The 15110-nt window shown below is 65.2% G+C and carries 15 protein-coding genes; 7 read left to right on the top strand and 8 right to left on the bottom strand.

Translation table 11 applies throughout. From position 1 onward, the window contains the following. Positions 1 to 5: 5 nt before the first annotated feature. A complete protein-coding gene (locus tag V9K99_RS11515) occupies positions 6 to 1181 on the bottom strand; it encodes a hypothetical protein (RefSeq protein ID WP_337003981.1) in 1176 nt (391 codons plus the stop codon). Between the two features lie 53 nt (positions 1182 to 1234). Beyond that, a complete protein-coding gene (locus V9K99_RS11510) occupies positions 1235 to 2233 on the bottom strand; it encodes a LacI family DNA-binding transcriptional regulator (protein WP_337003979.1) in 999 nt (332 codons plus the stop codon). Between the two features lie 161 nt (positions 2234 to 2394). Here V9K99_RS11510 and V9K99_RS11505 point away from each other — a divergent pair, with 161 nt between their 5' ends. Genes V9K99_RS11505 through V9K99_RS11490 form a run of 4 tightly spaced genes read left to right on the top strand, consistent with a single transcriptional unit; the run spans position 2395 to position 7387 of the window. Further along, a complete protein-coding gene (locus V9K99_RS11505) occupies positions 2395 to 4263 on the top strand; it encodes a glycoside hydrolase family 127 protein (RefSeq protein ID WP_337003977.1) in 1869 nt (622 codons plus the stop codon). 45 nt (positions 4264 to 4308) lie between these two features. Then, positions 4309 to 5619 (top strand): extracellular solute-binding protein, encoded by a 1311-nt coding sequence (locus V9K99_RS11500; protein WP_337003975.1) that lies wholly within the window; start codon positions 4309 to 4311, stop codon positions 5617 to 5619. A gap of 38 nt (positions 5620 to 5657) precedes the next feature. Then, positions 5658 to 6554 (top strand): carbohydrate ABC transporter permease, encoded by an 897-nt coding sequence (locus V9K99_RS11495; protein WP_337003973.1) that lies wholly within the window; start codon positions 5658 to 5660, stop codon positions 6552 to 6554. A gap of 2 nt (positions 6555 to 6556) precedes the next feature. Continuing rightward, the gene (locus tag V9K99_RS11490) at positions 6557 to 7387 is read left to right on the top strand and encodes a carbohydrate ABC transporter permease (protein ID WP_337003971.1); all 831 of its coding nucleotides are present in this window, start codon (positions 6557 to 6559) and stop codon (positions 7385 to 7387) included. Positions 7388 to 7642: 255 nt separating this feature from the next. Here the strand turns inward: V9K99_RS11490 and V9K99_RS11485 are convergent, their stop codons facing one another. The 5 genes from V9K99_RS11485 to V9K99_RS11465 form a co-directional block, all read right to left on the bottom strand. After that, the gene (locus V9K99_RS11485) at positions 7643 to 8065 is read right to left on the bottom strand and encodes a hypothetical protein (protein ID WP_337003969.1); all 423 of its coding nucleotides are present in this window, start codon (positions 8063 to 8065) and stop codon (positions 7643 to 7645) included. A 150-nt stretch (positions 8066 to 8215) separates the two neighbouring features. Then, on the bottom strand, positions 8216 to 9064 hold the full coding sequence (locus V9K99_RS11480) for a DUF5753 domain-containing protein (protein ID WP_337003967.1): 849 nt from the start codon (positions 9062 to 9064) through the stop codon (positions 8216 to 8218). Further along, positions 9045 to 9563, bottom strand: a complete 519-nt coding sequence (locus tag V9K99_RS11475) for a DUF6879 family protein (protein ID WP_337003965.1) — start codon at positions 9561 to 9563, stop codon at positions 9045 to 9047. The genes V9K99_RS11480 and V9K99_RS11475 overlap by 20 nt, the downstream gene beginning before the upstream one ends. 7 nt (positions 9564 to 9570) lie before the next feature. Next, positions 9571 to 9774 carry a hypothetical protein gene (locus V9K99_RS11470; RefSeq protein WP_337003963.1) on the bottom strand — a complete coding sequence of 68 codons (204 nt, stop codon included), beginning with the start codon at positions 9772 to 9774 and terminating at the stop codon, positions 9571 to 9573. A gap of 274 nt (positions 9775 to 10048) precedes the next feature. After that, positions 10049 to 10630 carry a dihydrofolate reductase family protein gene (locus tag V9K99_RS11465; protein ID WP_337003961.1) on the bottom strand — a complete coding sequence of 194 codons (582 nt, stop codon included), beginning with the start codon at positions 10628 to 10630 and terminating at the stop codon, positions 10049 to 10051. A 339-nt stretch (positions 10631 to 10969) separates the two neighbouring features. Between V9K99_RS11465 and V9K99_RS11460 the strand changes: the two genes are divergently transcribed. From V9K99_RS11460 to V9K99_RS11450, 3 genes are all read left to right on the top strand, one after another. Then, positions 10970 to 11227, top strand: coding sequence for a DUF7669 domain-containing protein (locus tag V9K99_RS11460; protein WP_337322867.1), 258 nt, complete (start codon positions 10970 to 10972; stop codon positions 11225 to 11227). Between the two features lie 382 nt (positions 11228 to 11609). Then, positions 11610 to 12374, top strand: a complete 765-nt coding sequence (locus V9K99_RS11455; RefSeq protein ID WP_337003959.1) for a hypothetical protein — start codon at positions 11610 to 11612, stop codon at positions 12372 to 12374. 31 nt (positions 12375 to 12405) lie between these two features. Continuing rightward, entirely contained in the window at positions 12406 to 13515 is a 1110-nt protein-coding gene (locus V9K99_RS11450; protein ID WP_337004127.1) for a helix-turn-helix domain-containing protein, read from the top strand. Positions 13516 to 13867: 352 nt separating this feature from the next. Here the strand turns inward: V9K99_RS11450 and V9K99_RS11445 are convergent, their stop codons facing one another. Then, a complete protein-coding gene (locus V9K99_RS11445) occupies positions 13868 to 15076 on the bottom strand; it encodes a TerC family protein (protein ID WP_337003957.1) in 1209 nt (402 codons plus the stop codon). Positions 15077 to 15110: the final 34 nt, after the last annotated feature.

The following is a 15110-nucleotide window of genomic DNA, read 5'->3' as shown; positions in this document are numbered from 1 at the left end:
ACGGGTCAGTGCCGCCGGCGCGAGCGCCTGAATCGGAGGAGACCCCACAGGATCAGTGCCGGTGACCAGATCAGCAGCAGCCAGGGCACACGCCACCAGCCGGAACCGCCCGAGAGTTCGGGTTGCTCGCTGGCCACGATCGGGCGGGCGGACGCGGACCAGGCCAGGAAGGCGTCCCCAATCGGGACCAGCCCGAGTGCGTACCGCTTCGTTTTCAGCCCGCTGACCGGCAGGCCGAGCAGATCGCCTTCCCGGGCCAGCCGGTCGGCGAGTGGATCGTGCTCGACCCTGGCCGCGCCCATCGTGACCACGGTCGCGGACAGGCTGATCCCGAAAATCAGTGGCCCGGAGTCCACATCGCCCTGCCCGCCAACACCTTTCGGATACTCATGGACCCCGACCCCGGCCACGAATTGATCCCGGAAGATCTCGTACTGCGCTCGCGCGAAAGCCGGATCGATCTCCACCAGGAACCGCTGGATCATGCTCTGCGATGACGCCCGCGCACCGGTCGTCACCGGCGTCACCTGATGCGGCATCAGCCCGGTCGCCGGGTCCAGTTGGGTCTTCACCGCTGACACCCAGCGAGTCGTGATCCCGCCGAACCGGGGTGCCACCAGCTCGTCGTACAGGCGTAGTGAGGCGATCGCGACGGTCGAGTCGACCGGCCAGGCCTGACCCGGGTACGCCGGCAGGAACGGGGTCTTCGCGGTGCGGAACGCGGTCGCGATCTCGACCGAGGCGCTGGTGAACTCGTCGATCTCGGCCGCGTCGGAGTGCTTGAGCGCGATCAGTCCACCGCGCAGCCAGTTGGTCCAGCCGGCGTGGAAGACGCCGTACCTCGGTCGCAGCGAGGCGTCGAACACAGCGGTGCCGTCCGGGGACTCGAGCCGGTCGAGGGCCCACCGTGCCTCGTTCGCGGCGTCGACGGACCGCTTCGGATCGGCGAGCCCGACCTGTACCCAGGTCAGCCCGTAGAGGGCGTTGAGGAAGAAGTAGCCCTCCGGGAACTGCTGTTGCGCGGCGTGGTCGGCGCCGCCCTCGATCTGCGCCCGCAAGTACGTCAGTTGCTTGACCACACCTGGAGTGGGATCCGTCCGGGGCAGGACCAGGCGCGCGGTGCCCACGCCGGCCACCAGCGTGGCGATCACCGCGACGCCGATCAGGAGCTTGCGCAGCACCCAGCGAAATCTACCGATCCCAGACGGACAACGGCGGTCCGTCAGGCAACTATCTAGGTACCAAGGGTGGATTCGCGCGTGACCAACCGGGTCGGGAGTTCCATCACGCCGGGGTGGGCCGAGCCGGCGATCGCGTCCAGCAGGAGATTCGCGGTACGGCGGCCGAGCTCTTCCAACTCGAGGTCGACAGTGGTGAGTGGCGGTCGGCTGGCCAAGGCCATGACGGACCAGTTGTCGTAGCCGGTGACGGCGATGTCGTCGGGCACGGACCGCCCGAGCTCGCGGAGGCGGTCGCAGACACCGCGGGCGATTTGGTCGCTGCCGCAGGAGATCGCGTCGACGTCCGGCGACGTACGCAGGAGGACGTCGACCGCGTGACGCCCCCAGCGCTCGGTCCACTCGCCGTGCATCGGCTCGCCGGCCAGCGCGTCGCCGGCGGTCTCGACCGTCGCCGCCGCGCGGGTCTGGGCGCTCTGATGGGACGCAGGTCCGGTGACGTGCGCGATGCGCCGGCGACCGAGGCTCAGTAGATGCTGGGTCGTGGATGCTGCACCACCGTGGTCGTCGACGACCACCGACGTGTCGGACGGATCCGTCGACGGGCTGAACGCATAGACGACGGGAATCGGTACGTCGATCGGCGCGCGCGGCTCGGTCCGTCGCCCGGTGACGATGATCCCGTCAACCCGCCGGGACACCAGCGATCGCAGGTAGTGCTGCTCGCGCAACGGGTCGTCCCGGGTGTCGCACAGCAGCACGCCCATCTCGCCGGCGCTCAGCGCGTCCTCCGCGCCGAGCATGATCGGGATGCTGAACCGTCCCGAGCTGTCGGTCGTGATCAGCCCGACGGTGAAGCTGCGCCCGGACGAGAGCGCCCGGCCGCGGCTGTCCGGGGTGAACCCGAGCTGCTCGGCGGCCCGCCGTACCCGCTCTCTGGTCTCCTCCCGGAGCTGACCGGTGTCGTTCAGCGCTTTGGACGCCGTACTCGTGGAGACGCCGGCCAGTGCGGCCACATCGGTGATCCGGGGCAGGGCAGGGCCACGTGACGCCATCCGGCAACTCCTTTCCGAACTTTCCGGGACACAGTACAACACAGATCGCGGTCGGACCGGAATTGGCCTGGTTCTAGGGGTTGACCAGAGCGCCGGGCGTCTCTAACTTCGTCAAGGAAAACGTGTTCTGGATTTTCCGCGAACCCTAGGAGCTTCCCCCGATGAGCCCTTCCCCGGACTCAGTCACCACGTCCCGCAGCCCAGCCGCCAGCAGCAAGGGCCGCTGGCAACCCGTCGGCCTCGGCCAGGCGAAGATCACCGGCGGCTTCTGGGCGCCGCGTCAGACCCGCAATGGCGAGAGCGCGATCCCGAGCGGCCAGGACCAGCTGGAGACGGCCGGCAACCTGCAGAACCTCCGGCTCGCGGCCGGTATCGGCGAAGGCGAGGCGATCGGCCCGGTGTTCGCCGACTCCGACGTCTACAAATGGCTCGAGGCCGCCGCCTGGGAGTACGGCCGCAACCCGAACGAGGACCTGCTCAAGCGCCAGCGCGAGCTCACCGCGATCGTCGCGGCCGCACAGCGCGAGGACGGCTACCTCGACTCCGTCGTACAACTCCGGGACGGCGACGAGGGCCGCTACAAGCACCTCGTCTGGAGCCACGAGCACTACTGCGCCGGCCACCTGATCCAGGCTGCTGTCGCGCAGGTCCGCTGCACCGGCGACCGAGAGCTCCTCGACGTCGCGATCAAGCTCGCCGACCACCTCGTCGCGACCTTCGGCGACTCGGCGGGGCAGACGGTTGACGTCGACGGTCACCCCGTGATCGAGATGGCGCTCGTCGAGCTGTATCGAGAAACCGGTACGGCGGCCTACCTCGACCTGGCCAAGTGGTTCGTCGAGGCCCGCGGCCACGGGATCATCAAGGAACACGGGCACGAGCCGACGTACTTCTCCGACCGTGTCCCGGTCCGTGAGGCGACCACGGTGGAAGGCCATTCGGTCCGGGCCGTGTACCTCGCGGCCGGTGCCACCGACGTCGCGCTCGAGACCGGTGACACCGAGTTGCTCGACGCGCTGAAGACGCAGTTCGCACACATGTGGTCGACGAAGACCTACATCACCGGCGGCCTCGGCGCGCGCTGGGAGGGTGAGGCGTTCGGCGACGAGTACGAGCTGCCGACGGACCGCGCGTACGCCGAGACCTGTGCGGCGATCGGTGGCATCCAGTGGGCCTGGCGGATGCTGCTCGCCACCGGTGACGCGTTCTACGGGGATGCGATCGAGCGGATGCTCTACAACGGCTTCCTCGCCGGCGTCTCGCTGAAGGGGACCGAGTACTTCTACGTCAACCCGCTGCAGTTGCGCGGCGGCGCGCACCCCGACAGCGGCCGCAGCCCGGCACACGGCCGGCGCGGCTGGTTCGACTGCGCCTGCTGCCCGCCGAACATCATGCGCACGCTGGCCAGCCTCGACGGCTACCTCGCGAGCAGCAGCGACGGCGTCGTACAGATCCATCAGTACGCCGCCGGCACGCTGACCGTGGGCGACGCCACGCTGACCGTGGAGACGGCCTACCCGTGGGACGGCGCGGTGCGGATCACCGTCGACGGTTCCGTTGCGGTGGAGCTCCGGATCCCAGCCTGGGCGTCAGGTGCGACCGTCAATGGCGAGCCCGTCGAGGCCGGTTCTTATGCCCGGGTCGAGGCCGACGCGATCGACCTGCAGTTGCCGCTGGCAACTCGGGTGATCGGGGCCGATCCGCGCGTGGACGCCGTACGCGGGTGTGTCGCGCTGGAGCGCGGTCCGCTGGTGTACGCGGTCGAGCAGGCGGATCAGCAGGCGAACGTCGACGATCTCCACTTGTTGCCGGAGGCACCAGTTGCCGCGAGCCACGATGACGGGCTGCTGGACGGTGTCACCGTGCTGAAGACTCGTGGACGGGCCGGGACCGGTCATCAAGGAGGCTGGCCGTTCACCCCCGAGGCCGCTGATCAGGTCGGCGACGAAGTCGACGTGGTCGCGGTGCCGTACTACGCCTGGGCGAATCGCGAAATCGGTGCGATGCGCGTATGGCTGCCGCGTGCCTGATCTGGCACGTCTCAGCGGGGGCTCCCTTGTGAGGCGGAGGTACTCATGCTGTCGCGACGGAAGTTTCTCGGTCTGACGGCGGCCGCATCAGCGGCCGCCGCCGTACCGGGCTGTAGTTCGGTGTTGCCCGAACCTGACGTCCAGGCGGCCGGGTTCGGGCAGGACGCCACCGGCACCGTGCAGGTCTGGTGCCGGGCGGCGACCCAGACCGGTCTGACTGACCTGGTGAAGAAGTTCAACGCGTCCCAGGATCGGCTCACTGTTGAGCTGACGCCGGTCCTGGACGCGCAGTACGTGACCAAGTTGGCGACTGCGATCCGCGGCCGGGCGGTGCCGGACCTGGTCGACATCGACGACATCAACTCGATGCTGTTCATCTACCGGGACGCGTTCACCGATCTCACGGAACCCCTGCAGGCGCTGAACTTCCGGGACAAGCTCAGCCCCGGTCACCTGCGGCTGGCCACGAAGGATGACCGGGCGTTCGGCGTACCGTACCTGGCCGACAACTCGATGTTCTGGTTCAACACCGAGCTGTGCGACCGGGCGGACGTCGACCCGGACGAGGCGATCAAGTCTTTCGACAACCTTCTTGACGCCGCTCGCAAGTTGCGGAAGTTGGGCGACGACATCTATGCGTGGAGTTTCCCGGCGAACAGCCCGGGCGCTCTCGGCTTCGTCGTACAGCCGATGGTCTGGGCCGCGGACACCGATCTGATCAAAGGCAAGGTCGGTGAGCAGTTCGGCGACATCGTCGGGAACGACGCGGTCCAGCAGATGCTCGAGTTGCACCGGCAGCTGTGGGTCGACGGACTGGTGCCGCGGGCAAACTTCTCCGACGACGCGTCCCGCTGGGGGAGTGACTTCCGGGCCGGCAAGATCGGCATCTTCCCGTCCAACTACGCCGTGGCGGTGTCCTCCTCGGACGAGGCCTTCCACAAGAAGGTGGCGCCAAGGCTGTTGTCCGGCCCGAACGGCGGCGCGGCCTTCTTCGACGGCGGCGACAACATGTGCATCCCGCGCGGCGCCCGGAACGCCTCCGGTGCTTGGGAATTCGTTCGGTTCGCACTCGACCTGCCACAGCAGATCGACCTGCCGGCCGGCGGCTACACCCCGGTCCGGTCGGACGCGGCGACGCCGGAGTTCGCGAAGAAGTTCCCGCTCGCGACGCTGCCGCTGGAGCGCATCTCGGAGGGGTACGCACCGACCACGCTCTCCTACAACCTGCTTTACAACCAGCCGGACGGCCCGTGGCTGCAGATGTTCCGCCGCGCAGTGTTCGACGGCGAGCTGGAGGCCGCCATGAAGGAAGCCCAGACCAACTTCGACCGAATCCTCGCCCAGGGGCAAGCATGAGCACCCGGACCGAGGCGAGGCCTCGGGTGGAGCCTTCTGTGAGCCCTAGGGCTGTTGGCCGTCGAGGGTCGCTCACCCATCCGTCCAGGACCGGGCTGCTCCTGGTGACGCCCGCCGTACTGTTCGTCGCGGTCTTCGTCCTCGTCCCCCTGGGGTTCGCCCTGGTGATCTCGCTGACCAACTGGCCGCTGATCGGCACGGTGAAGTTCACCGGCGTCAAGAACTACACCGCGATCGTCTCCGATGCCGCGTTCGCGAAGTCGGTGCTCTACACCCTGCTCTACACAGTCATCGTGACCGTGCCGATCCTGGTGCTCGGCTACGCCTTGGCAGTCCTGGTACGACGCAAGCGCCGTGGCTCGACCTTGTTGCGTACGGTCTTCTTCCTACCGTTCGTCGTCGGCCTCTCCACGCTGAGCTTCGTCACCGTACTCGAGGCGCAGCCGGACAGCGGCGCGATCAACATCGTGCTCCGCAGACTCGGTATCACCGACGGTACGACGGCCTGGCTGGTGGACGGGCCGCTCGCAACCGGACTGATCTGCGTGCTGGTGATCTGGGGCGTCTCCGGACTGACCATGATGCTGCTGATGGCTGGGATGCAGGCGATCCCGAGGGAGTTCTACGAGTCGTCCGAGCTGGACGGCGCCGGCTGGTGGCGGCAGGAGTGGGAGATCACGATCCCGGTGCTGCGTCCGACGATCGCGATGTCGGTGATCATCTCGGTGGTCGGCTCATTGCTCGCGTTCACCCAGTTCTACATCCTGACCCGCGGTGGTCCGGGAACGGACACCACCACGGTCGTCCAGTACATCTACAACCGCGCCTTCGTCCAGCTGCAGCTCGGTGCCGCGACCGCGCTGTCGATCGTGCTGGTGGTCGTGGTCGGACTCGTCACCGCGGCCCAGTTCTGGCTGCTCCGGGAGAGGGACTGACCATGAGGCTCAAGAACATCCTGTACGTCGTCGGCGGTGGCGGTGCCTTCCTAGTCTTCGCCGTACCGTTGCTGTGGGCACTCTTCCGCTCGGTGCAGCCGAACGACGTGATCGTCGCGGCCCCGGACCGGGCGACCTTCTTCCACCTGACCTTGGACAACTTCCGCACCCTGATCGAGGGCCCGGGCAACCTGATCCGGGCTGTCGGCAACAGTCTCATCGTTGCCCTGAGCACCGCGGTGCTGACCGCCGTACTGGCAACGTTCGCGGGCTACGGCTTCGCGCGGTTCAGGTTCCGCAGCGGACCGCTGCTGTTCGCGCTGGTAGTGGTGTCGATGATGATCCCGTTCCAGGCGATCCTGACCCCGCTGTACCTGGAGATGAACGTCCTCCGGCTGACCGACAGCCTGCTCGGCCTGGTCCTCTTCTACACCACGGTCAACCTGCCGTTCGGCGTCTTCGTGATGCGAAACTCCTTCTCCTCGGTCCCGGCCGAACTAGAAGACTCCGCCCACGTCGACGGCTGCGGCACCCTACGAATGATCGGCTCCGTACTACGTCCGCTGGTCACTCCCGGCGCCGCGACAGTCGCCCTGTACGCATTCCTCGCCGCCTGGACCGAATTCCTGGGCGCCCTGACCTTCCTCACCAAAGACGAGCTCTACACCCTCCCCGTAGCCCTCGTAAACGTCCAAGCCGGCGCCTACGGCGAAGTCAACTTCGGCTCCCTGGTAGCCGGCTCAGTGATAGCCATGATCCCGTGCGTAGTCCTCTACGTCGGCCTACAACGCTTCTACGTAACCGGCCTAGCCTCAGGAGCCGTCAAAGGCTGATTTCTTCCCACGCAACCGAATACGCCCGCTCCTAATGAGTCGCGAGCTACGCGGCCGCTCCCACCCACCCATCTTTCCGTGCGTGCTGCCGCACACGTTTGCGGGCTATCGCCCTCAATTGACCGCGGCGTGCTCGGGGTCGGTGGTGTCCTTGTGAACGACTGTTATGCCGTGCTCTGAACGACGAGGCCCCACCGGACCAGACGGTGGGACCCCGTCTCGGGTTGGAACGGCGTGGCGGCGCCGATGCAAGGATCAAGACGCCGCCGCGCCGGGCATGTAGGACACAAGATCGGTCGCGGCAAGGACCTGGGCTCCGGTGAGATGTTCGATGTGCTGCTTGATGCTCGTGGGCGCGCCGAGCACTGCAAGGTGGAACAGACTCGGAACGATGATCGCTCCCGGCTTCTCGATCAGCGAGGCGTGTATCAGCGCCTCGAATGCAGCCGGCCAGGTCTGGACTTCCTCGACGTACACACCGCCGAGCCGGAAGCCCGCAAGCCGTGCGAAGTACACGAGTCGTTCTTTCGTGCGATGCACCTCAGACTCGACCATGAGGAGATGCGTGCGCGCATAGGCGAGAGCCAACGGCAGCTCATGGTCCTTCGTCTCGCCAACGCCTGAATCGATCGTTGAGTCGACCGAACCAGCGCGAAAGCAATCGTCGGAGGCGTCCACGCACTATCGCCCCTTCAGGTCCTGCCACGTGTCCCACACCATCACACCGGTGAGGATCACAGTGGCGATCACAAGCAACAACATCGCAGCATTCATATTGAGAGGCTAGGAGCGACTGAGTCGCGGTCTCGACGGAATTGCGAATAGTTGCTAGCCGAGTTTGGCGAGTGCCTCGAGCACGAGTTCACGCGCCGCTTTCCCGTAGAGAGCCGGCCGACGCAAATGGTCGAACATCTTGCCGTAGAGCGCCAACTCCTGCGGTGTCGTCACGTCGATGCTCGCCGTCGGCGTCTCGAGGGAGACCAACTGGTCGTCGAAGATCCAGAAGCTGACCTGCGCAACGACCTCACGCTCGACCATCATCGGCACGATGCCGATCGAGATGTTTGCCAAGCCCATCAGGGAGAGGAGGCGGTCGAGTTGCGCCGCCAAGATGTCGGCGTCACCGTAGCGGGTGTAGAGCGTTGCCTCTTCGAGCACTACGGAGAAGGTCTTGCCGCGTTCGTAGAGGACCGTTTGCCGAGCCATCTTTGCAGCGACCGTTTCCTCAATGTCGTTGCGGACTTCGAGGAAGCCGAACCAGAACTGCAACATCGCCCGCGTGTAGGCGGCTGTCTGGAAGAGACCGGGCAGAGTGTGGTGTTCGTAGATCCGGAATCGCTCGGTGCGTTGGTAGAGCGGCTGCGGCGAGAGCATCATCTGTTTCAGGCCCGCTCGTGCCTGGCGCTTGAACTCCAGGTACATCGACTCGACCGCGCGGGCCTGCGCGAGGAGGTCTGCTACCTGGTCCTCGGCCGAGCAAACCGCACACCACACGCGGATGTCTTGATCGGTGGGACTTTGCACGCCATTTTCGAGCTTGGAGACGCGCGTGAAGTGCCAACCGGCCGCGTCAGCCAAGGCGCGGCCGGTCAGCTCGGCATCTCTTCTGAGTTCCCGAAGGCGTAGGCCGAGGGCTTGTCGCGCCTTCTTCGTGGCGTCAGGTGGGTTTGTACTCACTGTGTGGGGTTGCGAGTGGCCAGAGCTTCTCGAAGGCAGTGGCGCACATCTCGACTACCTCGGGGTCGGTCGTGGTGGTGAAACTGGTGTTGAGGCCGGTGCCGGCGTAGTGCAGGAAGACGACTCGCTCATTGTCGAGCAGGTAGTAGTCGTTGCCGGGTAGGCAGATCGTCGACACCTTCGGTCGGGGCAACCAGCGAACGTCCTCGCCAGCGGCGACGATAGGCGTGTAGACGTTGTAAACCCATCGTTGGTAGTCGCTCAGCGGTTCGGAGACGATCTTGACCCGCCGGGCCGACCGGCCGGCGTCAACGTGGCTGCGCATCTTGGCGCACCAGTCGTCGAGCCAGGCATAGTCGTCCGGCTCACCGGCCAGCCATTTGGCCATGTGCGGCAGTTCAGTCTCGGTGCCGTATGCGTCGCGGGTCTCAAGATGAATCATGCTGGTCTTGAATGAGCCGGTCAGCTCGGTCAGGTCGTCTTCGGTGATCTCCTGCACGCCGCTCCTAGTGCGGGTTGTTGAACAGCGGGATCATGTAGTCGGGAATCTCGACCACTGTCTCGCCCTCGGGGAGCTTGATCTGGCTCAGCGCCTCGGGGTCGGTCACAACGTAGCCCTGGATCACCCAGCTCCCACGGTCGGTCTTGTAGAGCGTCGGCGAACTCTGGGGCGCAGAGTTCGGGTCTTGCGCGACAAGCTTGATCTTCACAACGTCATCCTTCCAGTCAGTCACGGAAAGTTGCGAGACTTCACCTTCGGGTCGCGGCCAGTTGCCGTCAAGGGGTGTTGCGAGATGTTGCGAGGACATCCAACGCTGCGTGACCTCGGTGTGCCCCGATGCGCCGGAAGTCGCAGTTCGAGCAAGGCCTGCTGGATGCGTGCAGATGCATCGACCAGGCGAACGCGGCCGGGTCTCCGTACCGCTGCGGCGAATTCGGGCCTTAGTTGGCTTCGCGCCGGGTGCTGGGTGCTCGACGGGGGACTCAGGTATGCAGGGTGGGTCGGTAGATGAGTTCCTGGGTGTGGCCGTCGAGGGTCCGGCTCTCGATCAGCTCGAGGTCGAAGTCGGCCGCACCCTGGAAGATCGGGTCCACTCCGGTCTGACCGGTGATCACAGGAAAGATCGTCACCTGGACGCGGTCGACCAGACCGGCGGCCATCAGCGCCCGGTTCAGCGACAGGCTGCCGTGCGAGCGCAACGGCACATCGGACTCTTCCTTGAGCCGGGCAACGGTCTCGACGGCGTCTCCACTCGCGAGGGTCGCGTTCGCCCAGTCGAGGGGTCCTTCGAGAGTCGTCGAGACCACGGTTGTCGGCAGGCTCATCATCCGCGTGTTCACAGGGTCGTCCACCTTGGCCTCCTCGGGGCTCGGGCCGAGCGCCGCCACGAACTGCCGATAGGTGTTAGCCCCGAGGACCATCCGCTGCTCCTCCTCGTACAAGGCGACACGACGGTCGAGAAACTCGGGCCCTTGCTTGCCCCAGTAGCCACCCCAGTCGCCGCCGTCATAAGAGCCGAAGCCATCGAGGCTGGAGAAGATGTCGAAGGTGTAGATAGCGGTCATGATGTGCTCCTCGAGTCCGGTGGGGCGCCCTCGTGGGCGGCGCTCACTCCTACCACGAACACCTACACCCAGATCCGACACCGCCTCCCGGACGTCCGTGTCCGCGGGTCAACGGCGATCTTCGGCTATTCGTGCGGAACTTTGAGGAGCGCCGCCCGTGGCTCCTCGCTGCGCGCAGTTCGTGCCCTTCGGCCAGTGCGGTTGAGGGCCGCACGTAGATCACAGATGTGGGCTCGACCCGAGGTCCGCGGTCCCGGACAGACCTAGACGGGTAGGCGGGCCCAGACTGCACAGACGCAAGGTCTTCCCCGACCGCCCCGAGCGCACAAGGATGACACTGTGGCAGCACATGAGGAGATCCGCGACGTGGCGCACGCGTTGGCGTCCAGAGCCCCAGACGGCGAGTTCGAACTGTCCGAAGTTGTGGCTGAGATGCGGGCTCGCGGCAGCCGCTATGCCGAGTCGACGATCCGAACTCACGTGGCGTCGCGGATGTGTGCGAACGCGCCGGATAATCATGCCGTCGTCTACCGAGACTTCTGGTGCGTTGATCGCGGTGGAGGTCGCTACCGGCTCTACCGGGCTGACGCGGACTGAGGGTCGCTGGGCCATATCTTTACGAGCGTCTGAACGGCGCAGGCACGCACGCCCAACATCATGATCTTTACCTCCGAGTCCGGTCGGCTCCGCGGGTCCGACGACGGGTGGGTCCGAGGATGGGGCCTCCTCTACACCGGCGAAGGACAAGAGGGCGACCAAACGGTCTACGGTGGGCGTTTCGATCCGTGGAGACCGCTATCCAGATCCGGTGAGGTCACGGGCCCGAGCCCTTGCCCCAGCCTGCCAGCAAGTGTGGGCATCGCGTCGGAAGGTCACCGGATCGACCCCAGTGGAAGACACGCCGACTGCGCAAGATGCGCAGTTTTCTAAAGTGATCTGCTAGCGTCTCAGCTGTCCGCTCAAGTAACGGGGAGTATCGATGGCAGATCTGCAAGGCACAGCCTGGTCTCTGGAACGATTTGGTGCTGACGGTGTCCACTTGCGTGAGGGGCTGCCCAAGATCCTGTGGGAGTGTCACTCAGGCATGGCAGCGGCCCAGAAGATTGCGCCTGTCGAGAGCCACGGCGTCTACGACAATATGTGGCGGGCGGTTCACGATGGCATCGTACGAGAGTTCAAGGGTCTGTCCTCTGCCCAGCCTCACCGGCCGCGCGGAGCGTCCTACAAGATTCTGATAGTCAACGGTACGGCCATCTTTCCGTTGCGCTACGCGCATGACGCTGTCACCAAGCCGGACGATGCGAGCCTCGGTCGTCATGTCTCTCCAACTAGGCAGTCGATTTTCGCCGGAGAGAGTCTTCCTGATCCCCTGTTGCCGTTTGCGGATGAAGAAATCGTTGAGTCGGATACTGCCGCCGCGGAACAGATCGAGCAGTACCGTCAGGAGTTTCGGGACATCGCCAGCGAGCATCCAGTTGTTGTAGTTGCGTACGCGAGCAATCCGACAAACCTGCACAACGCATACTGGGGCGACGCTAAGAGTCTGCTTGTCGATGGCAGCCTCTCGTGGGGCTACCGAGAGCGGCTTGAACTGGATAGGCCGAAGCCGGGCGGGCGGAGGCTACGGGATCTCGCTGCGAATGATGGACGACCGGACTTCACGACCGGCGTGCCGCAGGAGATGCCGATGAGGCCACGTCGTTCTGACGAGCAAGGTAAGGCCGGCGAGGGAACTAGTGCCTGACGAACCACAGCAGCCAGAGTTTCCATACCTTGTGGCAGGTCAACTTGCTGCGACGGTCTCCAAATCGCTTGACCCGGCCAGGCTCTCCCAGGCGCGACTACTGGCCGGATTGACGAAGGCGGCTCTGGCCACCGAGGTCGGCGTGTCAGCTGCGGCCATTGGCCAGTATGAGTCTGGTATCACCTATCCCAGGCCGGAGCATTTGCCTCGAATCGCGAAGGCGCTGGGAGTGCCTATCGAGTTCTTTGCGGCTGGCCGTCCGTTTGCTCGCGTCGATGCTGGAGTCGCGCATTTCAGGAGCTTACGCAGTACCCGTGTAGGCGAACGGGCCAAAGCACTCGCGTATGTTGAGCAGGTTTGGGAGTTGACGAGCGCCTTAGAGCGCCATATTGAGTTTCCGGACGTAAACCTCCCGCGATTGGAGGCGGCCGATCTAGCCAGCCCCGCAACCGCAGCGCAACTGGTTCGCGAACATTGGGGTGTCAGATCAGGTCCGTTTCCGCATTTGGTGCGGACGATGGAGATACATGGCGTTGTAGTCACGCTATTGCCGTTCACTGCGAACGAGACCGCTCGGATCGATGCATTCTCGACATCTCGACTGCCGCGACCAATCGCAGTATTGACTCCAGACCGCGCGGACGATGTCTACCGCCATCGATTTACCGCTGCGCATGAATTGGGCCACATTCTCTTGCATCATGATGTAGCGCCATCTGACCAAGAGAAGGAGCGTGAGGCCAACGCTTTCGCGGCTGAATTTCTTGCGCCTGCTGCTGAGATCCTTGAAGATCTTCCACGGCGGCTCCAAATGCATGAAGTGGCGGCAATCAGTAAACGATGGGGTATTCCAGCCAAGTCTGTCATCACAAGGAGTCGCGAGGTTGGTGTTGTCGGGGAGCCGGCCGCGCGCCGTGCTTACCAGCGCCTCAACGAGTTGATCGCCTCAGGATTTGTGGCAGAGGAGCCGATCACCTCATTCCCCGGAGAGACGCCTAGCATTCTCCGGCGGGCATTCCAGTTGGCGGAGGATCACGGTCTGACGCTCTCGGACCTTGCGCGCGAGCTGTGCTGGACGCCGGAACGGGTGCGGGTGCTTCTGGGGGTTGACGTTCCTCGTCCCGCCCTACGTCTCGTGTAGGGGGTCGCACTTGGAATGCGTGATGCGGTTGGTGGAGGTCGGGGTAGCGAGTCGAGTAAGTCATATTTCGCCGAGAAGATCGGTCGACAGGAATGTCGTTGGGTTGTTCTGGCGATCCGGCGCAGCCGCTCACCCAGGGGCCACCGCGGTGGCCCGTCCGTGACTCGCCCTGTGGTGCATGGGAACAGGCACAATCGTTCAGATGATCACGGGCGGCTATGACCACGGTGTGGTCGATCGCGGGCGGCAGCCCGCTATGCGTGCGGCAGCGCGCAGGGAAAGTTGGGCGGGTGGGAGCGGCGCGTAGGTCGCGACTCATTAGGAGCGGGCGTGGTTCAGCGCGTGGGTAGAACTAGAGGCTGGGGCGGATTTCGTGCTCGGCGTGGGCTGAGGCGTGGCTTTCGGCGACTCGGCGGCAGAGGTCCATGAGTTCGGGTTCGTTCTTGACCTGCTGGCGGGCTTGCGGGCCGAGGGCGATGATGTGGTCGCGGGCGGCCAGGAGTCGCAGGAAGATTCGCTCGCGCTCGCCCGCGTCTGCGGTGTACTCCGAGTCGAGGTAGGCGGCTGCGTCGCGGCGGATGTGGGCCATGGCGGTTTGGGTTCGGCCGCGGGTGCTGAAGAGGGACGCGAGGATAGTGATCACCAGGACGGCCATGATGACCACGAGGGACAGGCCGGTGCTGATCTCGACTACGTCGACGTGTTCGCCGCCGTTGACGAACGGCAGGTTGTTTTCGTGCAGTGCGTGCAGGATCAGCTTGGCGCCGATGAAGGCGAGGATCGCGGCGAGCCCGAAGGACAGGTAGATGAGGCGGTCCAGCAGGCCGTCGAGCAGGAAGTAGAGCTGCCGCAGGCCGAGCAGGCTGAACGCGGTCGCGGTGAACACGATGAACACGTTCTGGGTCAGCCCGAAGATCGCCGGGATCGAGTCGAGGGCGAACATCAGGTCGGTGCCGCCGATGGCCGCCATCACCAGGACCATCGGTGTCATCACGCGGCGGCCGTCGATGGTGGTGACGAGGCGGTCGCCGTCGAAGTCTTCCGACGTACGGAACAGGCGTCGGCTGATCCGGACCACGAGGTTCTGCGCCGAGTGCGACTCCTCGGTCTCCGGCTGGAGCATGTTGCCGGCGGTGAGCAGTAGGGCCACGCCGAACAGGTAGAACACCCAGGAGAACGTGTTCAGCAGCGCCGACCCGAGGAAGATGAACCCGGCCCGGGCGATCAGCGAGAAGACGATGCCGAACAGCAGCACCTTCTGCTGGTTCTCCCGCGGCACCCGGAAGCTGGTCATGATGATCAGAAACACGAACAGGTTGTCGACCGACAACGCCTTCTCGGTGATGTACCCGGCGAAGTACTCCGAGCCCATCGCCGTACCGCCGACGATCAGGGTGCCGACGCCGAACAGCAGCGCGATCCCGACGTACACGGCCGACCAGATCGCCGCTTCGCGCAACGCCGGCACGTGCGCCGACCGGACATGGAAGAAGTAGTCGAACGCGAGCAGCCCGAGGATGAGGGCAAGGCTGAGGATCCAAGCCAGTGGGGATACCGTCATGTTCCCTCCGTGCGGCGCGGGGCAATTGGGCTCA

Source organism: Kribbella sp. CCNWLW201 (genome assembly GCF_037203805.1).
GTDB lineage: Bacteria > Actinomycetota > Actinomycetes > Propionibacteriales > Kribbellaceae > Kribbella.
This window is presented reverse-complemented; position numbering and strand designations above follow the sequence as displayed.

Excerpts from the sequence above, each read along its gene's own strand:
- V9K99_RS11510 (WP_337003979.1), bottom strand. The coding sequence starts at position 2,233 with ATGGCGTCACGTGGCCCTGCCCTGCCCCGGATCACCGATGTGGCCGCA.
- V9K99_RS11505 (WP_337003977.1), top strand. The coding sequence starts at position 2,395 with ATGAGCCCTTCCCCGGACTCAGTCACCACGTCCCGCAGCCCAGCCGCC.
- V9K99_RS11500 (WP_337003975.1), top strand. The coding sequence starts at position 4,309 with ATGCTGTCGCGACGGAAGTTTCTCGGTCTGACGGCGGCCGCATCAGCG.
- V9K99_RS11490 (WP_337003971.1), top strand. The coding sequence starts at position 6,557 with ATGAGGCTCAAGAACATCCTGTACGTCGTCGGCGGTGGCGGTGCCTTC.
- V9K99_RS11465 (WP_337003961.1), bottom strand. The coding sequence starts at position 10,630 with ATGACCGCTATCTACACCTTCGACATCTTCTCCAGCCTCGATGGCTTC.
- V9K99_RS11455 (WP_337003959.1), top strand. The coding sequence starts at position 11,610 with ATGGCAGATCTGCAAGGCACAGCCTGGTCTCTGGAACGATTTGGTGCT.
- V9K99_RS11445 (WP_337003957.1), bottom strand. The coding sequence starts at position 15,076 with ATGACGGTATCCCCACTGGCTTGGATCCTCAGCCTTGCCCTCATCCTC.